Source organism: Mesorhizobium sp. M0808 (genome assembly GCF_040320025.1).
Taxonomy (GTDB): domain Bacteria; phylum Pseudomonadota; class Alphaproteobacteria; order Rhizobiales; family Rhizobiaceae; genus Mesorhizobium.
Genome location: NZ_JAMYOX010000006.1, coordinates 192,804 through 216,260, shown reverse-complemented (window position 1 = coordinate 216,260; position 23,457 = coordinate 192,804). Strand labels below are relative to the sequence as shown.

24 protein-coding genes and 1 pseudogene are annotated in these 23,457 nt (G+C 62.4%); 16 read left to right on the top strand and 9 right to left on the bottom strand.

Going from position 1 to position 23,457, the window contains the following annotated elements; all coding sequences use genetic code 11:
• The first annotated feature begins 68 nt into the window (after positions 1-68).
• The 6 genes from lgt (at position 69) to NKI25_RS11175 (ending at position 5,946) form a co-directional block, all read left to right on the top strand.
• On the top strand, positions 69-920 hold the full coding sequence (gene lgt, locus NKI25_RS11200) for a prolipoprotein diacylglyceryl transferase (RefSeq protein WP_352743268.1): 852 nt from the start codon (positions 69-71) through the stop codon (positions 918-920).
• On the top strand, positions 917-2,005 hold the full coding sequence (locus NKI25_RS11195; RefSeq protein WP_352680832.1) for a class I SAM-dependent methyltransferase: 1,089 nt from the start codon (positions 917-919) through the stop codon (positions 2,003-2,005). Before lgt ends, NKI25_RS11195 begins: the two co-directional genes overlap by 4 nt.
• A 139-nt stretch (positions 2,006-2,144) precedes the next feature.
• Positions 2,145-2,933: a peptidoglycan editing factor PgeF gene (gene pgeF, locus NKI25_RS11190; RefSeq protein WP_352680834.1), complete on the top strand. Its 789-nt coding sequence runs from the start codon at positions 2,145-2,147 to the stop codon at positions 2,931-2,933.
• Positions 2,933-4,084 (top strand): M24 family metallopeptidase, encoded by a 1,152-nt coding sequence (locus tag NKI25_RS11185; RefSeq protein WP_023678425.1) that lies wholly within the window; start codon positions 2,933-2,935, stop codon positions 4,082-4,084. The genes pgeF and NKI25_RS11185 overlap by 1 nt, the downstream gene beginning before the upstream one ends.
• A gap of 54 nt (positions 4,085-4,138) precedes the next feature.
• Positions 4,139-4,759: a hypothetical protein gene (locus NKI25_RS11180; RefSeq protein ID WP_352680836.1), complete on the top strand. Its 621-nt coding sequence runs from the start codon at positions 4,139-4,141 to the stop codon at positions 4,757-4,759.
• A gap of 251 nt (positions 4,760-5,010) precedes the next feature.
• Entirely contained in the window at positions 5,011-5,946 is a 936-nt protein-coding gene (locus tag NKI25_RS11175; protein ID WP_023678427.1) for a ribose-phosphate pyrophosphokinase, read from the top strand.
• A gap of 97 nt (positions 5,947-6,043) precedes the next feature.
• On the opposite strand, the gene NKI25_RS11170 is transcribed toward NKI25_RS11175, so the two are convergent.
• A complete protein-coding gene (locus NKI25_RS11170) occupies positions 6,044-6,925 on the bottom strand; it encodes an AraC family transcriptional regulator (RefSeq protein WP_023678428.1) in 882 nt (293 codons plus the stop codon).
• A gap of 128 nt (positions 6,926-7,053) precedes the next feature.
• Between NKI25_RS11170 and NKI25_RS11165 the strand changes: the two genes are divergently transcribed.
• Together NKI25_RS11165 and NKI25_RS11160 are read left to right on the top strand one after the other, a co-directional pair.
• Complete coding sequence (locus NKI25_RS11165; RefSeq protein WP_352680840.1) at positions 7,054-8,298, top strand: MFS transporter; 1,245 nt, start codon at positions 7,054-7,056, stop codon at positions 8,296-8,298.
• Positions 8,299-8,503: 205 nt separating this feature from the next.
• The gene (locus NKI25_RS11160; protein WP_352456918.1) at positions 8,504-9,253 is read left to right on the top strand and encodes an SDR family oxidoreductase; all 750 of its coding nucleotides are present in this window, start codon (positions 8,504-8,506) and stop codon (positions 9,251-9,253) included.
• A 65-nt stretch (positions 9,254-9,318) separates the two neighbouring features.
• Here the strand turns inward: NKI25_RS11160 and NKI25_RS11155 are convergent.
• A pseudogene (locus NKI25_RS11155) lies at positions 9,319-9,414 on the bottom strand (alpha/beta fold hydrolase); the annotation flags it as partial.
• Positions 9,415-9,635: 221 nt separating this feature from the next.
• Here NKI25_RS11155 and NKI25_RS11150 point away from each other — a divergent pair.
• The 7 genes from NKI25_RS11150 (at position 9,636) to NKI25_RS11120 (ending at position 15,030) form a co-directional block, all read left to right on the top strand.
• The gene (locus tag NKI25_RS11150) at positions 9,636-10,280 is read left to right on the top strand and encodes a 50S ribosomal protein L25/general stress protein Ctc (protein ID WP_023678438.1); all 645 of its coding nucleotides are present in this window, start codon (positions 9,636-9,638) and stop codon (positions 10,278-10,280) included.
• 23 nt (positions 10,281-10,303) lie between these two features.
• Complete coding sequence (gene pth / locus NKI25_RS11145) at positions 10,304-11,029, top strand: aminoacyl-tRNA hydrolase (RefSeq protein ID WP_352680842.1); 726 nt, start codon at positions 10,304-10,306, stop codon at positions 11,027-11,029.
• 3 nt (positions 11,030-11,032) lie between these two features.
• Positions 11,033-11,596 (top strand): hypothetical protein, encoded by a 564-nt coding sequence (locus NKI25_RS11140; RefSeq protein WP_352645069.1) that lies wholly within the window; start codon positions 11,033-11,035, stop codon positions 11,594-11,596.
• A 77-nt stretch (positions 11,597-11,673) separates the two neighbouring features.
• On the top strand, positions 11,674-12,777 hold the full coding sequence (gene ychF / locus NKI25_RS11135; RefSeq protein WP_352680844.1) for a redox-regulated ATPase YchF: 1,104 nt from the start codon (positions 11,674-11,676) through the stop codon (positions 12,775-12,777).
• 215 nt (positions 12,778-12,992) lie between these two features.
• A complete protein-coding gene (gene corA, locus NKI25_RS11130; RefSeq protein WP_352680846.1) occupies positions 12,993-13,967 on the top strand; it encodes a magnesium/cobalt transporter CorA in 975 nt (324 codons plus the stop codon).
• Between the two features lie 134 nt (positions 13,968-14,101).
• Entirely contained in the window at positions 14,102-14,563 is a 462-nt protein-coding gene (locus tag NKI25_RS11125; protein WP_023678443.1) for a MaoC family dehydratase, read from the top strand.
• Positions 14,560-15,030 carry a MaoC family dehydratase gene (locus tag NKI25_RS11120; RefSeq protein WP_023678444.1) on the top strand — a complete coding sequence of 157 codons (471 nt, stop codon included), beginning with the start codon at positions 14,560-14,562 and terminating at the stop codon, positions 15,028-15,030. Before NKI25_RS11125 ends, NKI25_RS11120 begins: the two co-directional genes overlap by 4 nt.
• 43 nt (positions 15,031-15,073) lie before the next feature.
• On the opposite strand, the gene NKI25_RS11115 is transcribed toward NKI25_RS11120, so the two are convergent.
• The 4 genes from NKI25_RS11115 to petA all read right to left on the bottom strand — a co-directional run bounded on the left by NKI25_RS11115 (position 15,074) and on the right by petA (position 18,674).
• Complete coding sequence (locus NKI25_RS11115) at positions 15,074-15,619, bottom strand: adenine phosphoribosyltransferase (protein ID WP_254819181.1); 546 nt, start codon at positions 15,617-15,619, stop codon at positions 15,074-15,076.
• A 214-nt stretch (positions 15,620-15,833) separates the two neighbouring features.
• Positions 15,834-16,706 carry a cytochrome c1 gene (locus NKI25_RS11110; protein WP_023679477.1) on the bottom strand — a complete coding sequence of 291 codons (873 nt, stop codon included), beginning with the start codon at positions 16,704-16,706 and terminating at the stop codon, positions 15,834-15,836.
• Positions 16,707-16,794: 88 nt separating this feature from the next.
• Positions 16,795-18,096: a cytochrome b gene (locus tag NKI25_RS11105; protein ID WP_352450515.1), complete on the bottom strand. Its 1,302-nt coding sequence runs from the start codon at positions 18,094-18,096 to the stop codon at positions 16,795-16,797.
• Positions 18,097-18,113: 17 nt separating this feature from the next.
• Positions 18,114-18,674, bottom strand: a complete 561-nt coding sequence (gene petA / locus NKI25_RS11100) for a ubiquinol-cytochrome c reductase iron-sulfur subunit (RefSeq protein WP_023719206.1) — start codon at positions 18,672-18,674, stop codon at positions 18,114-18,116.
• 281 nt (positions 18,675-18,955) lie between these two features.
• Between petA and NKI25_RS11095 the strand changes: the two genes are divergently transcribed.
• On the top strand, positions 18,956-19,300 hold the full coding sequence (locus NKI25_RS11095; protein ID WP_352680850.1) for a cupin domain-containing protein: 345 nt from the start codon (positions 18,956-18,958) through the stop codon (positions 19,298-19,300).
• Positions 19,301-19,327: 27 nt separating this feature from the next.
• Here NKI25_RS11095 and NKI25_RS11090 read toward each other — a convergent pair whose 3' ends face one another.
• The 3 genes from NKI25_RS11090 to NKI25_RS11080 are packed head-to-tail and all read right to left on the bottom strand — an operon-like array spanning position 19,328 to position 23,433.
• A complete protein-coding gene (locus NKI25_RS11090; protein ID WP_023679480.1) occupies positions 19,328-19,642 on the bottom strand; it encodes a DUF6665 family protein in 315 nt (104 codons plus the stop codon).
• Between the two features lie 24 nt (positions 19,643-19,666).
• The gene (locus tag NKI25_RS11085) at positions 19,667-21,547 is read right to left on the bottom strand and encodes an ABC transporter ATP-binding protein (RefSeq protein WP_352645076.1); all 1,881 of its coding nucleotides are present in this window, start codon (positions 21,545-21,547) and stop codon (positions 19,667-19,669) included.
• Positions 21,544-23,433, bottom strand: a complete 1,890-nt coding sequence (locus tag NKI25_RS11080; protein ID WP_352645078.1) for an ABC transporter ATP-binding protein — start codon at positions 23,431-23,433, stop codon at positions 21,544-21,546. The genes NKI25_RS11085 and NKI25_RS11080 overlap by 4 nt, the downstream gene beginning before the upstream one ends.
• Positions 23,434-23,457 lie beyond the last annotated feature (24 nt).

Here is a 23,457-nt window from a genome sequence, read left to right as displayed (position 1 = left end):
GCCTTGACCCCGCCAAAAGCCTGCCGCATGGTCCGCGCCCGAACCTGATTGGGAACCCGGAGACCCTGTTGAGCGAATATTTGCTGCCGCTGGCCGCCCTGCCCTTTCCCAACATCGACCCGGTCATCGTCCGGATCGGACCGCTGGCGGTGCATTGGTACGGCGTCGGCTACATCGTCGGCATTCTGTTCGCCTGGTGGTATGCCAAGCGCCTCGTCACCAACCCAAAACTGTGGCCCGACGGCACCCTGCCGATGAAGCCCGTCGACCTCGATGACTTCATCGTCTGGGCAGCCATCGGTGTGGTGCTCGGCGGACGCACCGGCTACGTGCTGTTCTACGACCTGCCGCGCTACATTGCCAATCCGCTCGATATCGTCGCCGTCTGGCAGGGCGGGATGTCGTTTCATGGCGGCCTGATCGGCGTCATTCTCGCAATGACGCTGTTTTCCCGGTCTCGTGGCATCCGCACATGGTCGCTGTTCGACGTGGTTGCCGCCGGCGTGCCGGTGGGGCTTGGCCTCGTTCGCCTGGCAAACTTCATCAATTCCGAACTATGGGGCCGGCCGACCGACGTTCCATGGGCATTCGAATTCCCCAATGGCGGCCCATTTGCACGCCATCCGAGCCAGATCTACGAGGCGCTCCTCGAAGGGCTGGTGTTGTTCCTTGTCCTGCGCTTCCTCACCCATTCGCGGCTCAAGCTGAAGACGCCGCGCTTCGTCGGCGGCGCCTTCATCGCCGGCTATGGCGCCTCGCGCATCTTCGTCGAATTCTTTCGCGAGCCCGACCAGCAGCTTGGCTACCTCCTTGGCACGAGCTGGCTGACCATGGGAATGGTGCTGTCACTGCCGATGGTGCTGGCCGGCATCTGGGCGATGGCTACAGCCAAGCCGGTGACAAAACCGCAGCCGGCATGACGCGGCTGAAGACCCGCATCGCCGAGCTGATCGGTGCCGTGGGACCGATCCCCATCAGCGAATACATGGCGCTCTGCCTGTTCGATCCGCAAGACGGCTATTATACGACACGTGAGCCGTTCGGCGCCGCCGGCGACTTCGTCACCGCGCCGGAGGTCAGCCAGATGTTTGGCGAGCTGGTCGCCATCTGGCTCTATCAGGCGTGGCTGGCGATCGACCGGCCGACGCCGGTCGCCATCGCCGAAATAGGCCCCGGCCGCGGCACGCTGATGAGAGATATGCTGCGCACGCTTTCGCGGCTCGATCCGACGCTTACCGCCAGCGCATCGTTCGCCTTGATCGAGACCAGTCTGCGGTTGACCGAGGTCCAGAAACGAACGCTTGCCGGCACGTCGGCCACCATCGCCTGGCATGAGGCCGTCGACACACTACCGCAGGGGCCGCTTCTGATTGTTGGTAACGAGCTGTTTGACGCGGTGCCCATCCGCCAGTTCGTCCGCGCTGGGGCCGGCTGGCGCGAGCGGATGATCGGTCTCGACGATGCGAACCGGCTGCGCTTTTTCGTCGGCGCCGGCTCGCTTGACCCGATGCTGCTGCCGGAGGGTGCCGAGAATGCGCCGCAAGGTGCCATCGTCGAGATGGCGCCAGCCCGCGCCGCCCTGATGGCGGCCATCGCCGGGCGACTTGCCGGATTTGGCGGCGCCGGCCTGTTTCTCGACTACGGTCACCTCCAGCCCGGGATCGGCGACACCTTGCAGGCCTTGCGCAAGCACGGTCATGAGGACGTGCTGGCCAATCCGGGGCAGGCCGATCTCACAGCCCATGTCGATTTCGCTGCCCTCGCGGCAACCGTTCGGGCACACAGCCTCGATGCCCACCTCTCAACGCAAGGTGAATTCCTGCTCAAGATGGGGCTTCTCGAACGAGCTGGCCGGCTCGGCGCCAATGCCGATGAGGCAGCTCGCGAAAAGATCGCGGCCGACGTCGAGCGCCTCGCCGGCCCGCTGGCCATGGGCGAACTCTTCAAGGTGCTTGCCGTCCTCCCTGCCGGCATTGCCGTTCCGCCGTTTCCAAGCACGGATTGACTTTTCGCTGCCGCCTCTCTCACTCTCCCGTCTCCGACTAGCGCCCGACATCAACTGCGCCAGCCTTCAACTGACCAGCCTTCAACTGCGCCCCTTCAACTCGCTTGACGAAATCGCCCATACGGACAACAAAGCCGCCATGCTGAATCAGACCAAACCGGATCCCGTTCGGTCGCCCTTGCTTGAAACGGCGCAAGGCATCCGCCACGGCTACTTCACGCGAGTCGGCGGCATTTCCAGCGGCATCTACCGGGGCCTCAACATCGGCACCGGCTCGAACGACGACCAGACGCTGGTGCGCGAGAATCGCCGCCGGGTCGCCGAATGGATGGGCGTGCCTGCAAACCATCTGCTGACCGCTCACCAGGTTCATTCGCCGGACGTCGTCATTGCCAGGGAGCCTTTTGCCGGCGAGCGGCCCAAGGCCGACGCCATTGTCACCGACCGGCCGGGCATTGCCGTCGGTGCCTCGACCGCCGACTGCGGACCGGTCCTCTTCGCCGACGCCGAGGCGCGTATTATCGGCGCCGCCCATGCCGGCTGGAAAGGCGCTTTCACCGGAGTGCTGGAAAACACCATCGCGGCAATGGAAAGCCTCGGCGCCCGGCGCGACCGCATCGTCGCAGTGCTCGGTCCTTCGATCGGCCGACGGAATTACGAAGTCGGACCGGAATTCGTCGCCCGTTTCGTCGACGCCGATGCCGGCAATGCTCGCTATTTCGCGCCCTCCGCAAATGCCGGACATGCGATGTTCGATCTCAACCGCTACACGGTCGACCGGCTGACCAAGGCTGGCGTCAACGCCGAAGGACTTGGCCGCTGCACCTATGCCGAGGAAGAGCTTTTCTACTCCTATCGGCGCAGCACGCATCGCAACGAGCCCGACTACGGGCGACAGGTTTCGGCAATCGTTTTGGAGGCTGACTGATGGCGCTGCATTTCGAACGCTCGGAATTCGACGCGCGGCGCGATCGACTGATGATCGAGATCGCCGAAAAGAAGCTCGACGCCGTCCTGCTGTTTGCCCAGGAAAGCATGTATTGGCTAACCGGCTACGACACCTTCGGCTTCTGCTTTTTCCAGTGCCTGGTGGTCAAGGCCGACGGCTCGATGGTGCTGCTGACGCGTTCGGCCGACTTGCGCCAGGCGCGCCACACCTCGATCATCGACAACATCGTTTTGTGGACGGACCGCAACGGCGCCAATCCGGCGGTAGATCTGCGCAATCTGCTCAACGAGCTTGACCTGCTCGGCGCCCGGATCGGCGTCGAATACGACACCCACGGCCTGACCGCCTATAATGGCCGGCGCCTCGACGAGCAGTTGCAGACCTTCGGGCAGATCGCGGATGCCTCCGGCATTGTCAGCCGGCTACGGCTGTTCAAGAGCCCGGCAGAAATCGCCAAGGCGGAAAAAGCCGCAAATCTGGCCGACGACGCGCTGGACGCAGCACTGCCGCTGATCAAGCAGGGCGGCGATGAGGCGCTGATCCTCGCCGCCATGCAAGGTGCGATCTTTGCCGGCGGCGGCGATTATCCGGCCAACGAGTTCATCATCGGCTCCGGAGTCGACGCCCTGCTTTGCCGCTACAAGGCCGGTCGCCGCAAGCTCACCAAGAACGACCAGCTGACGCTCGAATGGGCCGGTGTCTTCCACCACTACCATGCGGCAATGATGCGCACGGTGTTGACCGGCAAGGTATCGAAACGCCACCAGGAATTGTTCGATGCCGCCCGCGCCGCGCTACTTGCAGTCGAGAAGGCGATGACGCCCGGTAATACGTTCGGCGACGTGTTCGACGCCCATGCCCGCACCCTCGAAGCCCACAATTTGACCAAGCACCGGCTCAATGCCTGCGGATATTCGCTCGGCGCCCGCTTCACCCCTTCCTGGATGGATATGCCGATGTTCTATCAGGGTAATCCCGAACCGATTGCGCCGAACATGACGCTGTTCGCCCATATGATCATCATGGACTCCGAAACCGAAACCGCGATGACGCTTGGCCGCACCTATCTGACCACCGAATCCCAGCCGAAGCCGCTGTCCCGCCATGATCTCGACTTGATCGTGCAGTGAATCCATAATGGAAAGAGTGTGAGGGGCGTTCGTCGCCAAGGAGTTTTCAGGCTAATGAGACGATCGCATGTGACGACCGTGTCATTGCTCGTGGCGCTGGCACTGGCGGCCTGCACCAATGCGAAGGACGTTCTCGAACCCTCGGCCATTGCCCCGCAATCGACGCAATCGCTCTCCGGAGCCGGAGGTGCCGCGACGCCCCCCGCAACTCCGGCTCAGCCTGCCGGCACTGCGCAAACTGCAGATACAGCGCAGCCTTCCGCTGCAGCAGCCGTGCCGCCCGCCCAAAGCGCGGCTGCCATTGCGCGGACCCGGCTGCAGGTGGCGCCGATCGTCGGCGCCTCGGTAGAAGCCGCGACACCGCTGACCGCCGAGCTTCAGACACGCGCCAGGCAGCGCGGCATCACCTTGGCCGGCAGCACCGACCAGACCCCAACACATGTGCTCAAGGGCTATTTCTCGACCATGACGGAAGGCAAGGACACTACCGTCATCTATGTCTGGGACATCTATGACCCGGCCGGCAACCGGCTGCATCGCATCAACGGCCAGCAGAAGGCGCCGTCTGTTGGCGGCGGCGAAGGCTGGACGGCGGTCGCCCCGGCGACCATGCAGGCAATTGCCGACCAGACAATCGACCAGTTCGCCACCTGGCTTGGCGGCGGCGCCGGCTGACCTGGAGCATAATTCCGAAAGTGAAATCCGGTTTTCGGAAAAGATCATACTCAGACTGAAAGATAGAGCTATCCCGATTCCGTCGGCATCGAAGTGGACCTATCGCCGCATCGTCAAGCCGTAAGCGTTTATTGAGATTAGCCGGCGGATTCCCGTTCACGACGCTTGCAATACCGGCGCGGGCCGCTAAAAGCCCGACTAAGAGGCTGGAGTGCTATCGGAGTCTCTCAATCCTTCGCCAGGAACGGTGCATGAAGCTCTTCGCGGGCAATTCCAACAGGGTGCTGGCCGAATCAGTCGCCCGCTACCTCAACATTCCGCTGGGCAAGGCCAGCGTCAGGCGCTTCGCCGACCAGGAAATCTTCGTCGAGATCCAGGAGAATGTGCGCGGCGAGGACGTCTTCATCCTGCAGTCCACCTCGTTCCCGACCAACGATCATCTGATGGAACTGCTCATCATGATCGATGCCTTCATGCGCTCTTCGGCCAAGCGCATCACTGCGGTTATTCCTTATTTCGGCTATGCCAGGCAGGATCGCCGTGCCTCGGGCCGCACACCGATCTCGGCCAAGCTGGTCGCCAACATGATCACGAGGGCGGGCGTCAACCGGGTGCTGACCCTGGATCTCCATGCCGGCCAGATTCAAGGCTTCTTCGACATCCCGACCGACAATCTGTTTTCCGTGCCGGTCATGGCCCGCGACGTAAAGGCGAAATACAAGCAGCTTGCCAACGTCATGGTGGTGTCGCCGGATGTCGGCGGCGTGGTCCGCGCCCGCGCGCTCGCCAAGCGCATCGACGCCCAGCTTGCCATCGTCGACAAGCGCCGCGAGCGCCCCGGCGAATCGGAAGTCATGAACGTCATCGGTGACGTGCGCGGCAAGGATTGCCTGTTGATCGACGACATCATCGATTCGGGCGGCACGCTGTGCAATGCGGCCGATGCGCTGCTTGCCGACGGCGCCACCAGTGTCACTGCCTATACTACCCATGGCGTTTTGTCCGGCGGCGCCATCGCCCGCATCGGCGCCTCGAAACTGCAGGAACTGGTCATCACCGATTCCATCCAGCCGACCCAGGCAGTGCTGGACGCCGCCAATATCCGCGTCATCTCCATCGCCGAATTGATGGGCGAGGCGATCTCGCGCACGGCGACCGAGGAATCGGTGTCGAGCCTGTTCGATTAATGCGTGTCGCGCAAAGTGCAGCGGTTTTGCGATAACGACATGCATAAAAGCAAGAACCCAAAGCGCGTCGCATGAGGCCGGTCGAACGCGACGCCCTTCAGGGCTGCGACTCAGGCCGAGCCGGACCGCTTATTCGCCGCACACCTTCGCCAGCATCACGGGCGCCCCGCATGTAACCGCGTGGCGAGGCTCCCAGCATGCGCTTGAACATGGTGATGAACGCCGGCACGCTGTCATAGCCGAGATCGAGCGCCACCCTCGTGATCGGCTCGCCGTCGGCCAGCCGTGGCAGCGCCGCGAACAGACAGGCCTGCTGACGCCAGGTCGACAGCGACAATCCGGTCTGGCGGTGGAACGCGCGGGTGAAAGAGCGGCGGCTCATGCCAACGATAGCGGCCCACTCGTCGATCGTCGCATGCGGTGACGGTGCCGAGACGAAGCGCCGGCATAGCGTCGCCAGCCTTGCATCGGACGGGAACGGAAGGCCGAGCGGCCGTTCCGGCAGGTTCGGGATTTCGTGCAGCAGGAGCTTCATGATCAGTCCGCCCCGCCCCTCCAGCTCGGCGCCTTGCGGCAGCTTTTCCGATTCCACGATCAGGCTGTGCATCAGGTCGGTGATGCCGACGACACGCAACCCGTCCGGCAGGCCGGGAATGGCCTCCGGCATCACATAGACGGACCGCATGCTGACGTCGCCCAGCATCTCGACGGAATGTTCGGTGCCGGCGGGGATCCACATCGCGTGGTCCGGAGGCACCATCCAGCGCCCATGCCGCGTCGTCACCAGCACGACACCGACCAGCGCGTGCAGCAACTGGCTGCGGCTATGATGGTGCCGTGGCACATGGTAGCCGTCCGGATATTCGGTCGGCAGCGCCACTGCCGGCCCTACGGCCTGCTCCAGCCATTGCCAGCGACGCTCATGCAACAGCCCGAGATCGGTGTCGCCCGCTCTGAACATTTCCCTGCCATGCGGCATCAGCTATGGCCCACTTGCGAAACTATTGGACCAAACCACGAAAGAAGTCGCGTGACAAGCAACGTATAAGGCTGCGGCCTATAAGACCGCCTGCGGGAGCGCCCGCCAAAAAGACCACGGAGCCTGCCTTGACCGATACCACAGCAACCGCCGACGCCAAGCCGGCAGCGGCCAGCCACATTTCAGCTCAGGCGACGGCCTTCACCGTCATCCTGGCGGTGAGCTTCTGCCATTGCATCAACGACATCATGCAGTCGCTGCTGTCGGCGATCTATCCGCTGCTGAAGGACAATTACGGTCTCGATTTCTGGCAGATCGGCCTTTTGACTTTCACCTTCCAGGTGACGGCATCCTTGCTGCAGCCGGTGATCGGCATGATTACCGACAAGCGGCCGATGCCTTATTCGCTGCCCTACGGCATGGCTTCTTCGCTGATCGGGCTGGTCGTGCTGGCCTATGCCGGACATTACTCGCTGCTCCTCATCGGCGCCTCGCTGATCGGCATCGGCTCGGCGATCTTCCACCCGGAATCCTCGCGCATCGCCCGCTTCGCCTCCGGTGGCCGGTTCGGTCTTGCGCAGTCGCTGTTCCAAGTCGGCGGCAATTTCGGCCAGGCGATGGGGCCGCTGCTGGCAGCCTTCATCGTCGTGCCCTTCGGCCAGACTAGCATTGCCTGGTTCGCCGGGGGCTCGCTGATCGGCATCATCGTGCTTTGGCAGGTCGGCGGCTGGTACAGCCGCCTGCATGCCGCACAGGGCACCCGCAAGGCGGCAGGTTTCGTCTCGCCCTTCCCGCGCCGCAAGGTCCTGGGCGCGCTGGCGGTGCTGACCTTGCTGGTATTGACCAAGAACGCCTACATCGCCAGCCTGTCCAGCTACTACACCTTCTATGCCATCCATAAATTCGGCGTTTCGGTGCAGATGTCGCAGGTCATGCTGTTCCTGTTCCTCGGCGCCTCGGCCCTGGGCATCCTGCTCGGCGGCCCGTTCGGCGACCGCTACGGACAGAAGGCGATGATCTGGTTCTCGATCGTCGGCGTGCTGCCCTTCACGCTGGCCCTGCCCTATGCCAATTTCGAGTGGACGATGGTTCTCACCGTGCTGATCGGCCTGATCCTGTCCTCGGCCTTCTCGAACATCGTCGTCTTCGCCCAGGAACTGGTGCCCGGCCGCGTCGGCATGATCGCCGGCATCTTCTTCGGCTTCGCCTTCGGCATGGGCGGCATCGCCGCCGCCGTGCTTGGCGTCGTCGCCGACATGAAAGGCATCGATTTCGTCTTCCAGGTCTGCTCGTATTTGCCGCTGCTCGGGCTACTGACGGTCCTCCTGCCTAACATGAAGGAAGCGAGGAAGATGGAGGCGGCGGCCAGCTAAAAATCAGTTCATCTTTCGGAATTGATACGAGTGCGCGACAGTTGCCGCGCCCTCGATGATTCTTTCATCATACGCCGGGTGAAAAGCCTGTTAGAGAGGGTCACCCCTGAAGGCAAAATTTTGGTCAGCAACGCCTTCAAGTTGAACATACCGGGCTCAACCCTGATGCTGCGCAGCGCTCCGCGCCAGGAAAGGCAATTCGCTTATGTCCAGACTAAAAGGCAAGGCCGCATTGATTACCGGCGGCACCAGCGGCATCGGCCTGGTGACGGCGCGACGTTTCATCGAGGAAGGTGCGCGCGTCGCTATCACCGGAACAAATGCGAGCCGTCTCGAGGAGGCGCGCACCATCCTCGGCAGTGATGTGCTTGTCATTGCCGCCGACGCCGGAGATGCTGCTGCCCAGAACGACATAGCGCGGCGGATCGAGGAAACCTTCGGCAAGCTCGACGCTCTCTTCCTCAATGCCGGTATCGCCGACCTGCGCCCGCTTGGCGACTGGACCGAGGCCGCGTTTGACAGGAGCATCGACGTCGACCTCAAGGGGCCGTACTTCCTGGTCAAGGCGCTCGTTCCGCTGTTTTCGAACCCGTCGTCGATCATCCTCAGCGGCTCGGTCAACGCGCATATGGGAATGGCTGGAACGCACGTCTATGCGCTGGCCAAGGCCGGCATGATTTCGCTCGCCCGGACGCTCTCGGGCGAACTGATAGAACGCGGTATTCGCGCCAATGTGATCAGCCCGGGTCCGATCGACACTCCGCTCAACGACAAACTTGGGCTGGACCCCGAAGCGGCGAAGGCGCGTGCGAAAGCTGTGGTCGGCCTGGTGCCTGCCCGTCGTTTCGGAACCGCCGAGGAAATTGCCAACGCGGTGGTTTTTCTTGCTTCGGACGAATGCCCGTTCATGGTCGGTGCGGAAATGCTGATCGATGGCGGCTTGAGCATCGCCTGACATCGGCACGACCTGACACGAGATCACCCGCAGATGGCGGGTTTTTTGTTACGTTCTGAAAGGCCTTACGCCCTGAAGAAGGCCAGCATGTCGGTGTTTATAACATCGGCATGGGTGGTCGCCATGCTATGGGGGAAACCCTTGTAGACCTGTCGCCTGCCATGACTTGCACCCTTTCCCGCCTTCGGCTATAGAGCCGCCACCCGCGTAGACACCCTTGGAGGCAACGCGGCGGAAGGCTGCCTTCCCTTGTGATCCCGAACAAAGGTCCGCTTGCTTATGCGGCTGCCGGCTTTCGGATATGCAGGCCCGGCGGCTTTCGACGTTTACGGCCCAGCCACGCTGACCGTGAGCGCTCCAGAACAACGCGAAAGGAAATGCCATGAGCCACGATACTTACGAGCTCAAGGCCGAAGCGCGCGAACAGGTCGGTAAGGGGTCCGCCCGTGCAGTTCGCCGCAACGGTAAAGTGCCTGCAGTGATTTACGGCGACAAGCAGCCTCCCCTGGCGATTGCGCTGACCTATAAGGACATCTACTACAAGATCCATGGCGGCGGGTTTCTGACCACGGTCGCCACGATCGATGTCGACGGCAACAAGATCCAGGTTCTGCCCAAGGATTTCCAGCTCGACCCGGTCAAGGATTTCCCTGTCCATGTCGATTTCCTGCGCATCGGCAAGGATACCGAAGTCAATGTCGACGTGCCCGTGCACTTCATCAATGAAGACAAGTCGCCCGGTATCAAGCGCGGCGGCGTGCTCAACATCGTGCGCCACGAGGTCGAGTTCCACTGCCCGGCCAATGCGATCCCGGATTTCATCACCATCGATCTCACCGGTACCGATATCGGCGATTCGATCCACATTTCGGCCATCACCTTGCCGGCCGGCGTCAAGCCGGTGATCTCCGACCGCGACTTCACCATCGCGACCATTGCCGGCTCCTCGGCGATGAAGCCGGAGGCCGCGGAAGAGACGACTGAAGCGGCTGAGCCCGAAGCGGCCCCTGCCGCCGAAGAGAAGTAACCCCTTCCCGCCCGGAGGCGACGATGCTTGTCTTTGCAGGCCTCGGCAATCCGGGCGCGAAATACGCCAACAACCGGCACAATGTCGGCTTCATGGCGGCGGACGCGATCGCCCGCCGCCATTCCTTTTCGCCCTGGTCGAAGAAATTCCAGGGTCTGATCGCCGAAGGCACGCTTGCCGGCGAAAAGGTGATCCTGATCAAGCCGCAGACCTTCATGAACCTGTCCGGCCAGTCGGTCGGCGAAGCCTTGCGCTTCTACAAGCTCGGCCCTTCGGCGCTGACTGCCTTTTATGACGAGATCGACCTTGCCGCCGGCAAGGTGCGGGTCAAGGTCGGTGGCGGTTCCGGCGGCCACAACGGCATCCGCTCGCTCGACCAGCACGTCGGCAAGGATTTTCGCCGTGTGCGCATCGGCGTCGGCCATCCCGGCGTCAAGGAAATGGTGCACGGCCATGTGCTTGGCGATTTCGCCAAGGGCGACCGCGAATGGCTGGACGTGCTGCTCGACGCAATCGCCGATGGTGCCGGATTGCTTGCCAAGGGCGACGACAATTCGTTCATGAACCGCGTGACGCTGGCGCTGCGCGACAAGCTCACGCCGACGGACGACGACGATCGCCCGCCGCCCAAGGCGCCAAAGGCGCAAAGCCACGTCCGCCAGGCGCGGCCGCAGCAGCCGGCGGCCAAGCTGCCCGAAACCGGCCCGATGGCGGCCATGCTGAAGAAGCTTTTTGGCGGCAAGGACTGAGCCATGGATCTGGATGACATTCAGGAATTGGTCCGTCTCATCAGACAGAAGTATGTTGATTATTTCGTCGCCGCTGCCGGCGAACTTGCTCGCAACAGCCAAGGATCGCATGCGACCGAAATCAAGTTTTCGAACGTCGATTCCTTCTATCGAAATTTCATCGCGGTTGATTTCGTCAGTAATGACGGACAGCCAAATCCGCAATTCATCAACAGCGATTCCTATGTGAAATTCTCTCCGGATATTCACGCCGGGATGGGTGGAATGGATGTCCTCATCTCACCTTTCAGGTGGGATGAGGTTCATTTTAAATTCCCTATAAATGAGCTCGACGGCGATCTCTTCGACGAATGGTTTCGCGGCTGGTTCGATATCGATGGCGAGCGTGAAACATCGGAGACCGTCGGAAACGTCATTCACAGTGCGCAATTGCTCGACGGGCAACTGACCATCGATTTCGGAACCGCTGAGGTCGACGCGTTCTGGCATCTTCTGCAAATACTGAGCAGGTCCGGCGTTCGTTCGTTGGCGATAGGCACCGATGACATCGCGCAGCGTCTGAATTGAATTGCGCCTTGACGATCATCGGCGCTTTCGCCCATAGCCCTGATCAAATTTCGATTTCCCGATAGGACCAGACAAAAATGGGTTTCAAATGCGGCATCGTTGGCTTGCCCAATGTCGGCAAGTCGACGCTCTTCAATGCGTTGACCAGGACGGCGGCGGCGCAGGCCGCCAATTATCCGTTCTGCACCATCGAACCGAATACCGGAGAGGTGGCGGTGCCCGACCCGCGCCTGCAGAAGATCGCCGCGATCGGCAAGTCGAAGGAGATCATCCCGACCCGCATCTCGTTCGTCGACATTGCCGGCCTAGTGCGTGGCGCCTCCAAAGGCGAAGGGCTTGGCAACCAATTCCTCGCCAACATCCGTGAGGTCGACGCCATCGTCCATGTGCTGCGCTGCTTCGAGGATGACGACATTACCCATGTCGAGGGCCGCATCGATCCTGTCGCTGATGCCGAGACCGTCGAAACCGAATTGATGCTTGCCGACCTCGACAGCATTGAGCGCCGCATCGTGCAGATCCGCAAGCGTGCCGCCGGCAAGGACAAGGAAGCAGCGACCGTACTTCCGATGATGGAAGCGGCGCTTGAACTGCTGCAGGCCGGCAAGCCCGCCCGCATCCTGCTCAACGGCATCTCGGCTGAGGATCTGCGCATCCTGCAGGGGCTGAATCTCTTGACCTCACACCCGGTGCTTTACGTCTGCAACGTCGCGGAAGCCGATGCCGCCACCGGCAACGCGCATACCAGGGCGGTCGAGAAGATGGCCGCCGCGCAAGGTGCCCGCACCGTTGTGATTTCCGCGGCGATCGAGGCCGAGGTCGCCCAGCTCTCGGACGAAGAGGAAATGGAATTCCTGGCAACGCTCGGTTTGGACGAACCCGGCCTGAACAAGGTCATCCGCGCCGGCTACGAGCTGCTCCAGCTCATCACCTACTTTACCGTTGGCCCCAAGGAGACACGCGCCTGGACCGTGCACAAGGGCGCCAAGGCGCCGCAGGCGGCAGGCGTCATCCACACCGATTTCGAGCGCGGCTTCATCCGCGCCCAGACCATCGCCTATGACGACTTCGTCAGGCTGGGCGGCGAAGTCGCGGCCAAGGAGGCCGGCAAGGCGCGCGACGAAGGCAAGGAGTATATCGTCCAGGACGGCGACATCATGCTGTTCAAGTTCAACACCTGAACCGGCGAGGAAGCCCAATGGTCACCATTGCCGTCGCTCGATGACAAACTTCAAAGCAGGGTCGCAGTGCCTCTTGCGCTGCTTGACGGGCCATCGTGCGGGGTCTAAGGGGCCTCTGCACCGGCCTCGCGCCTCGCCTGCCCGCGTCCGTGCGATGTGACTGACGCGCCCCCTCCAAACGAACGCTCTTTGGCAACAGCAAGGGAGACCCGGCGATGATCAAGGCCTTCGTCGTCGACAATGATCGCCTGCGCCTGGTCGACGATCTCCTGCAAAACAGCGACACTGTCGTCTGGGTCGACCTCTTCAACCCGACAAAGGAAGAAGAGACGACAATCGAGACCTGGCTCGGCGTCGCCGTTCCGACCCGCGAAGAGATGGAAGAGATCGAGATCTCGAGCCGTCTCTACGTCGAGGACGGCGCCTACTTCATGACCGCCATTCTGCCGGCGCAGACCGAGGTGAACGATCCGTTGATGTCGCCGGTTACCTTCGTGCTCGCCGGCAGCAGGCTGATAACCGTGCGGTACCACGAACCGAAGGCGTTCAAGACCTTTCCGCTGCGCGCCGAAAAGGTGGCGACCGGTTGCACCAGCGGTGACACCATCCTGATCGGACTGCTGGAGGCGATCGTCGACCGCCTCGCCGACATTCTGGAGCGCGCCGGCCGCGACGTCGAGGCGATCTCGCGCGACATCTTCGAGGCACGCTCGACCAAGGTTTCCAAGCGCAACCGCGACTTCCAGGAGCTGTTGAAAGGCATTGGCCGCAAGGAGGACCTCGCCTCCTCGATCCGCGACAGCCTGATCTCGCTGCAGCGCCTTGCCGGCTTTCTCGCCCATGCCTCCACGCAAAGCAGGATGAGCAAGGACACCCGCGCTCGCATCAAGACCTTGTCGCGCGACGTGCTGTCGCTCGCCGACCACGCCACGTTCCTGTCGCAGAAGATCAGCTTCCTGCTCGACGCGACGCTCGGCATGATCTCGATCGAGCAGAACGCCATCATCAAGATCTTCTCCGTCGCCGCTGTCATCTTCCTGCCGCCGACGCTTGTCGCTTCGATCTACGGCATGAATTTCGACATCATCCCTGAGCTCAAATGGCACTTTGGCTATCCCTTCGCCATCGGCATGATGGTGCTTTCGGCAATCCTGCCCTTCTGGTATTTCCGCCGCCGCGGCTGGCTATAGGGTCGTCAATACCGCGCTGCGGCTTGGGCGCAGCGGGCTGGCGCAATAGAAATTGCTTGACCAAATGCCACGCTGCCTGCATCCGGGACCCGGACCCGTAGCGATCGTACAATCCTGAACAGGATTTCCAGACCATGACCGCAAAGACCTGGGCTTATGAGGATTTTGTCGAGGGCGCTTCGCTCGACCTCGGCACCAAGCTGGTAAGTGCCGCCGAAATCATAGAATTCGCCGGTGAATTCGATGCCCAGCCGATGCATCTCGACGAGGCCGCGGGCCAGGCCAGCATTCTCGGCGGGCTGGCGGCTTCGGGTTGGCACACCTGCGCCATGTTCATGCGCATGCTGTGCGATGCCTTCCTGCTCGACTCGACCTCCCAGGGCGCGCCGGGCGTCGACCAGGTCAAATGGAAACGGCCAGTCCTGGCCGGCGACCTGTTGACCGGCAGCACCACCGTCCTTGCCAAGCGACTGTCCAGATCGAAACCCCGCCTTGGCTTGGTGACCATGCGCAGCGAGTTGTTCAACCAGCGCGGCGAAGGTGTTTTCGAGCTCGAAAACACCGTCATGTTCCTCACCCGCGAGGGCCGTGCGTGAGCCTCGACGAATTCTTCTGCATCGGTATCACCGTCACGCTCGGTTCACATCGATTCGAACCGGAGGCGATCAAGGCGTTCGCCCGCAAATACGACCCGCAGATATTCCATATCGACGAAGAGGCGGCGAGGAACAGCATATTCGGCGGGCTCTGCGCCTCGGGCTGGCACACCGCCGCCACCTGGATGAAATTGAACCTCGAGGCTGGCATAGAGGCAGAGGTCGCCCGCTGGCCCGGTCCTGGGCCGGTGCCGGAATTCGGCCCCTCGCCCGGCTTCAAGAATCTCAAATGGCCCAAACCTGTCTATGCCGGGGAAACCGTGACTTTCACCCGCACCGCGCTGGCCCATCGCCCCATCGCCTCGCGACCGGGCTGGCGGCTGCTGACGCTCCGCTCAGAGGCCTTCGATTCGACCGGCGACAAGGTCATCGAATTCGAAAGTGCCGTGCTGGTGAAGGTGGAGTGAGCGGAGTTCTTTCCCTCTCCCACAGGGGAGAAGGAAGAAACGCTCAATGCCCCTCAAACCCGATCAGCGTCCTCACCGGTACGCCGAGCGCCTCTAACCTCTCTCGGCCGCCAAGGTCCGGCAGGTCGATGACGAAGCAGGCGGCGAGGATATCGGCGCCGATCTGCCGCAATAGCTTGACGGCCGCCTCGGCCGTGCCGCCGGTGGCGATCAAATCGTCGACGAGGATTACCTTCTCGCCTGGAGAAACACCGTCCTTGTGCATCTCCATCTCGTCCAGCCCGTATTCCAGGCTGTAGGCGACGCGCACCGTCTCGTAAGGCAACTTGCCCTTCTTGCGGATCGGCACGAAGCCGGCCGAGAGCTGGTGGGCGATGGCGCCGCCGAGGATGAAGCCGCGCGCCTCGATGCCGGCGATCTTGTCGATCTTGAGGCCGGCATAGGGATGCACCAGCTCGTCGATGGCGCGGCGGAAGGCCCGCGCATTGCCGAGCAGCGTGGTGATGTCGCGAAACAGGATGCCCGGCTTGGGATAATCCGGAATGGTGCGGATCGCGGCAAGCAGCGTCTCTTCGAGCGAGGATTTCATCAAGCGGCTCTCCGGGCTATTCAGATTCGGGTGAAGACGTGAAAGGAATGGGCCAATCGTAACCCGGTGCCGCCAAGTCCGGCTACCGCCATGTGGCGCCTGACGGAAAATTGTCCGGCAATGGGACCTGCTCAGCGTCGGCTGCGATGAATCGACATGCCTGCAATGAAAAGGGCGCCTTTCGACGCCCTCGCATTCTCGTATATCGCAGGGCTCAGTGCGCCACGCCGGCCCACACCTTGCGTTTTGTCAGGTAGACCAGCGCACCGAACAGCAGCAGAAAGACCAGCACGCGAAAGCCGGTCTTCTTGCGGTCCTCGAGGTGCGGCTCGGCCGCCCACATCAGGAAGGCCGACACGTCGCGCGAATACTGGTCGACCGTCTGCGGCGCGCCGTCATCATAGGTAACCTGGCCGTCGGAGAGCGGCTTCGGCATCTTCAGCGACACGCCGGACAGGAAGTACGGATTGTAGTGCGTGCCTTCCGGTATGACCATGCCCGCCGGCGGCTGCTGGTCGTAGCCGGTCAGCAGCGAGTGGATGTAGTCGGGACCGCCCTGGGCATATTGCGTGAAGATGTCGAAGACGAAGCGCGGGAAGCCCCGTTCAACGCCGCGCGCCTTGGCCAGCAGCGACATGTCGGGCGGTGCTGCGCCGCCATTGGCCGCCGCCGCCGCTTCCGCATTGGGGAACGGCGCCGGGAAATGGTCGGACGGCTTGCCGGGGCGATCGAACATGTCGCCGGCATCGTTCGGGCCGTCGTGGATCGTGTATTCGGCCGCCAGCGTCTTGATCTGCGCATCCGAATAGCCAAGGCCTTCCAGCGTGCGGAACGCCACCAAATTCATCGAATGACAGGCCGAGCAGACTTCCTTGTAGACCTTCAGCCCGCGCTGCAGCTGGGCCTTGTCGTAGGTGCCGAACGGCCCGGCGAAGCTCCAGTCCATTTCCTTTGGTTCGTGTATCGGGAAATGCGTCGGCGCCGCCTCGTTGTGCGCCTCTTCCTGGGCGCGTGCTCCAGTGCCTGTGGCCCCAATGCCCGCGGCCACAAGGCCAAGCAGCGCCAGCGAGGTGAGAATCTTCTTCATGCAAATCCCCTTGAGATTCTCTGACGCGCTGTCATCGTCTCGAGCATGATCTTGTCCGAAAACCGGTTTCCACTTTTCGGGATCATGCTCAGCCTTTGGTTTCCGGCGCGGCCGTGGCGCCGGCGGGATGTCCACCGCCACCCTTGTTCTTCCCGAGCACCGCCTCGGTGATCGAATTCGGCAGCCGCCGCGGCGTCTCGATCAGCCCAAGTACCGGCAGCGCTACCAGGAAGAAGGCGAAGTAGAACAGCGTCGCCATCTGCGCCATGAACACATAGCTGCCCTCGGCCGGCTGCGAGCCCAGCCAGCCGAGCAGGATGGCGTCGGCCACGAACAGCCAGAAGAACAGCTTGTACCAGGGCCGGTAGACTGCCGAGCGCACCTTCGAGGTGTCGAGCCACGGCACCAGGAACAGCATAACAATCGCGCCGAACATGCAGAGCACGCCGCCGAGCTTGGAGTTGATGGGCCCGATATTGAAGGTGATCGCGCGCAGGATCGCGTAGAACGGCAGGAAGTACCATTCCGGCACAATGTGGGCCGGCGTCTTCAGGGGGTTGGCAACGGTGTAATTGTCCGGATGGCCGAGATAGTTCGGCAGATAAAAAACGAAATAGGCGAAGACGAACAGGAACACGATCATGCCGAACCCATCCTTGATGGTCGCGTAAGGCGTGAAGGCGAGCGTGTCGGTCTTCGATTTGACCTCGATGCCGGTCGGATTGTTCTGGCCGACGACGTGAAGCGCCCAGATGTGCAGCACGACGACGCCGGCGATCATGAACGGCAATAGATAATGCAGCGCAAAGAAACGGTTCAGCGTCGGATTGTCGACCGCGAAGCCGCCGAGCAAAAGCTGCTGGATCCAGTCGCCGACCAGCGGGATGGCGGTGAAGAAGCCGGTGATGACGGTGGCGCCCCAGAAGCTCATCTGGCCCCAGGGCAGCACATAGCCCATGAACCCGGTCGCCATCATCAAGAGGTAGATGATGCAGCCGAGGATCCACAGCAGCTCGCGCGGCGCCTTGTAGGAGCCGTAGTAGAGCCCGCGGAAGATATGGATGTAGACGGCGATGAAGAAGAACGACGCGCCGTTCGAATGCAGGTAGCGCAGCAGCCAGCCGGAATTGACGTCGCGCATGATCTTCTCGACTGAATCGAAGGCGAGAGTGCTGTCGGCCGCGTAGTGCATGGCCAGCACGATGCCGGTCAGGATCTGCGCCGCCAGCATGAGCGCGAGGATGCCGCCGAAGGTCCAGGCGTAATTCAGATTGCGCGGCACCGGATAGGCGATGAAGCTGTCATAGACCAGCCGCGGCAGCGGCATGCGCGAATCGAACCAGCGTCCGATGCCGGTCTTGGGCGTATAGGTCGAGTGTCCCTCGCTCATGGAAAATATCCCTTGCCTCAGCCGATACGGATCTTGGTGTCGGAAATGAACTGGAACACCGGCACCGCCATGTTCTCGGGCGCCGGCCCCTTCCGGATGCGGCCGGCGGTATCGTATACGGAACCGTGGCACGGGCAGAACCAGCCGCCGAAATCGCCTTCCTGGCCTAGCGGGATGCAGCCGAGATGGGTGCAGACCTGGACCATCACCATCCAGGCTTCCTTGCCCGGCGTGGTGCGGTTGGCGTCGGTTGCCGGGGCGTCGGCCGGCAAATTGGCGTTGCGGGCGATTGGATCCTTGAGCTCGGCGAGATTGACCGCCTCGCCGTCCTTCATCTCTTGCTCGGTGCGGTTGCGCACGACCACCGGCTTGCCCCGCCACTTCACAACGAGCGACATTCCTGGCGTCAGCGAAGATACGTCGACCTCAACCGAGGCAAGGGCCAGCGTCGAGGCATCCGGACGCATCTGATCGATGAACGGCCAGGCGACAGCGCCCGCGCCGACCACCGCCGCCATGCCAGTGGCGACGTAGAGAAAATCACGACGGTTGGGATCCTGGGTGTCGGTTGCGCTCACGGGTGCCTGATCCTTTCGCCTTTTCCGTGCCGGCGGCCGAGCCTTGTTCCCCGCTCAATCGCGCCGGCCCGACTGCGCATGGCGAACAGGCTAGCGAATTCCTCCGGCATTTGGGACTTGGGTTTATGCGTGAAGCCTGTTTTTGTCCAGACGGGTGAAGGCACAAGGGCAGATTGTCGCGGGGGCGTAATTCGCACGGCGGAACGATTGGAAAACAGCAGCAAAACCAAATGGCTGCGTTCGCCTCGACAGCTGGCGCTGGCCCGGTTTATCCTCGGCCTATGGCGCATGTCATAGACCGCGACAAATGGGCCGAAGCGCCCGACCGCTGGCAGGGCGAGCTGCAAGGCGGAGCTTACGGCTCCCGCAGCTGCCTGATCTTCAACTACCTGCCCGAGATCGGCGGCGGCCCCAGGCTGCACAGCCATCCCTATTGCGAGATTTTTATCATCCGGACCGGCACCGGCCTGTTCACCGTCGGCGACCGGCAGATCGAGGCCACCGCCGGCCAGATCCTGGTCGTACCGCCGGACACGCCGCAGAAATTCACCAATCTCGGGCCAGGCCCGCTGGAAACCACCGACATACACGAGAACGGCAGCTTCATCACCGAGTGGCTGGAATAACGCTTCCCAAACCAGTTCCGGTTCGGATCATGCGCTAGCGCCGAGCCTGGCCAGCACGGCCTTGGGAATGTTGTATTCCCGGATCACCGCGTCGTGCTTGCGCAGGCCGCAGAGTTCGCGCTGGATGAAATACCCGTGCACCGCTTCGGCTGCATCCCTGAGCAGCCGGGCACGGTCGACACTGTCGCAATTCTCGCGCAGCCTCGTCAATGTTTCCTCGACGCGCCGGCCGGCGCGGCCGAGCGCTGCCGCCTTTTCACCGAGGATTTCATGGCCAAGCAGGTCCAACGCGCTCTCCTGCGCGCCGGACCGTCCGAAATTCGATGGCATTCTCACCGCCATGATTTCACTCCGCTTTATAGAAAACTACTCCGCCGGCCGGGTCTCGGCCAACGCGCTCTCTTCGTTGAACAGGAAGCCGCCGGACTGCCGCTTCCATAGCCTGGCATAGAGCCCGTCGAGCCCGACCAGCTCGTCATGCGTGCCTTGCTCGACGATGCGGCCCTCGTCGAGCACCACCAGCCGGTCGAGTGCCGCAATGGTCGACAGCCGATGCGCGATGGCGATGACCGTCTTGCCTTCCATCAGCCTTGCCAGATTTTCCTGGATCGCCGCCTCGATGTCGGAATCGAGCGCCGAGGTCGCCTCATCGAGCACCAGGATCGGTGCATCCTTGAGGAAGACGCGGGCGATCGCCACGCGCTGGCGCTGGCCGCCGGAGAGCTTGACGCCGCGCTCGCCGACATAGGCCTCGTAGCCGATACGATCGCGATTGTCGCGCAGACCGAGGATGAACTCGTGCGCCTCGGCCTTCTTCGCTGCCGCGACCACCTCGGCGTCGGTCGCTTCCGGCATGCCGAGCTTGATGTTGTCGCGCAGCGAGCGGTGGAAAAGTGCCGTATCCTGGCTGACGACGCCGATATTGGCGCGCAGCGAATTCTGCGTGACCCTGGAGACGTCCTGCCCGTCAATGGTGATCTTGCCGCTCTCGAGGTCGTAGAGGCGCAGGATCAGATTGACCAAGGTCGTCTTGCCGGCGCCGGACGGGCCGACCAGGCCGACCTTTTCGCCCGGCCGCACGACGAGGTCGATGCCGTCGAGCACGCCGGACCCCTTGCCGTAGTGGAACTCGACATTGCTGACGTCGATGCGCCCGCCGCCGACGACAATCTCTTTCGCGTCCGGCGCATCGGTCAGGCCGAGCGGCTGTGAGATCAGCGCCTTGGAGTTTTCCAGCACGCCGAGGTTCCGCAAGATGCCGTTGAGCTGCATCATCAGCCGGCCGAGCAGCATGTTCAGCCGCAGCACCAAAGACAGCGTGAAAGCCACGGCGCCGACTGTGATCGAGCCCTCGACCCAGAGATAAACGGCAAAGCAGGCGATCGCCGTGATCATAATGCCCGACAGCATCGTCAGTGCCATGCGCACGCCGGTCAGCCGGCGGGTGAACGGGCGCAGCGCGTCGAGATAGATGTCGAAGCCGTTCCTGATGTAGCGGTCGTCGCCATCGGCCGAGAACAGTTTCAGCGTCTGGACGTTCGAATAGGAATCGACAAGGCGGCCGGTGATCATCGAGCCGGCTTCGGCGGTGGCTTCGGCATGCTTGCGGATCGCCGGCAAATAGCGCCTGGCCAGCAAGCCGAAGGCGGTAATCCAGATCACCACCAGCACCGCCAGCCGGAGATCGAGCCCGGCGACCAGCGCCAGCGTCGTTACCGTATAGACGACCATGAACCAGACGACCTCGATGAAGCTTTCCATCAGATCGCCGGTCGCCTGTCCCGCCTGCCAGACCTTGGTCGCGATACGTCCGGCAAAGTCGTTCTGGAAGAAGGCGTAGGATTGGCGCGAGACATGGCGATGCGCCTGCCAGCGCACCAGATTATAGAAACCCGGCGTGATCGTCTGCTCGTCGACCAGCGCCGACAGGCCGACGACAATGGTGCGGATGACCAGCACCACCGCGATCATGAAGACAAGTTCCGGGCCGGCGGCAGTCCACAGGGCGTGCCAGCTGCGTTCGCCGGGAAGCTGATCGAGGATGTCGACCAGCCGCCCGACGAAATAGAACAGTCCGGCTTCGACTAACGGCGCGATGCCGCCGATCAGCAGCATGGCGAAGAAGGCGATCTTCGCCTGCCCGACATAATGCCAGAGGAAACCCCTGACGCCGGCAGGTGGCCGAAGGTCCGCAGGCTCCCGGAATGGATAGACCCAGTTCTCGAACCAGCGGTAGATGGCAGTCATTCGGCGGCTTCACCCTTGACGAGTGCATCGTTGGCGGCTGCATCGTTGGCAGAGGGGCCGTCGTCGAGCAGGAAGCCGCCCGACTGGCGCTGCCAGAGCTGGGCGTAGAGCCCGCCGCTGGCAACCAGTTCCTCATGCGAACCTTCCTCGATGACGCGGCCCTTGTCCATGACGACGAGCCGGTCCATGGCCGCGATCGTCGACAGCCGGTGCGCAATGGCGATGACGGTCTTGCCTTGCATCAGTCTGTAGAGGTTCTCCTGGATGGCCGCCTCGGCCTCGGAATCGAGGGCGGAGGTCGCTTCGTCGAGGATAAGGATTGGTGCGTCCTTCAGCATAACACGGGCTATGGCGATGCGTTGCCGCTGGCCGCCGGACAATTTGACGCCGCGATCACCGACATGCGCGTCGAAACCCTTTCGACCGTTAGAATCCGACAATCCGGCGATGAAATCCAGCGCCTCGGCGCGCCGCGCCGCCTCGATCAGCATCTGGTCACTGGCGTCCGGCCGGCCATAGAGGATATTCTCGCGCACCGAGCGATGCAGCAGCGAGGTGTCCTGCGTGACCATGCCGATCTGCGCGCGCAGCGAGTCCTGCGTCACCGCCGCAATGTCCTGGCCGTCGATCAGGACCTTGCCGCTTTCGAGGTCATAGAAGCGCAACAGAAGATTGACCAGCGTCGACTTGCCGGCACCCGAACGGCCGACGATGCCGACCTTCTCGCCCGGCTTCACCGTCAGCGACAGGCTTTCGATCACGCCCTTCTGCTTGCCATAGTGGAAGCGGATGTCCTCAAAACGGATCTCGCCCTTGGTCACGGCGATATCCTTGGCGCCAGGCCGGTCTTCGACGAGGCGCGGCAGCGAGATCGAGGCGATGCCGTCCTGCACCGTGCCGATATTCTCGAACAGCGTGGACATCTCCCACATGATCCATTGCGACATGCCCCAGAGCCGAAGCACGAGGCCGATGACCAGGGCGACGGCGCCGATCGTCACGGCTTGGCCGAGCCACAGCCATAGCGAGATTGCGGTGACCGAAAACAACAGCAGCGAATTCAGGACGTAGAGCAGGCCGTAGAGCTGTGTCACCAGCCGCATCGACCGGTAGACTGTATCGAGAAAGCCGGCCATACCGTCCTTGGCGAAGGATGCCTCGCGCCGCGCATGCGAGAACAGCTTGACCGTCTGGATGTTGGAGTAGCTGTCGACGACACGGCCGGTCATGGTTGAGCGCGCATTGGCCTGCTCCTCGCCGACCTTGCCCAGCCGCGGGATGAAATAGCGCAACAGCAGGACATATCCGGCAAGCCAGACGGCAAGCGGCGCAGCCAGCCGCCAGTCTGCCGAGCCGACAATGAACAGCATGCCGAGAAAATAGACGACGATATAGTTGAGCACATCGATGAGCTTGATGACGCACTCGCGCACCGCGAGCGCGGTCTGCATCAGCTTGGTCGCGATGCGCCCGGCAAACTCGTCCTGATAGAAGCTCATCGACTGCTTGAGCAGGTAACGATGCACCTGCCAGCGGATACGCATCGGATAATTACCCATCAGCGTCTGCTGGTTGAGCAGCGAATGGAACCAGACCGTCGCCGGCAGCGCGAAAACCACGATGAATGCCATGCCGACCAGCTTCAAGCCTTCGGTCTGCAGGAACGTCTCGCGATTCTGTCCGGACAGCCAGTCGACGATCCGGCCCATGAAGCCGAACATCCACACCTCGGCAAGGGCGATGGCCGTCACCAGTACCGCATCGAGAGCGATGTAGGGCCACGCGCCGCGCGTATAATGCACGCAGAAGGCGATCAGTGTCCGCGGCGGCTCGACCGGCTCCTTGGCAGGGAACGGATCGAGCCTTTTTTCAAACCAGCTAAACATAGAGATGCTCACAATACTGTTTCC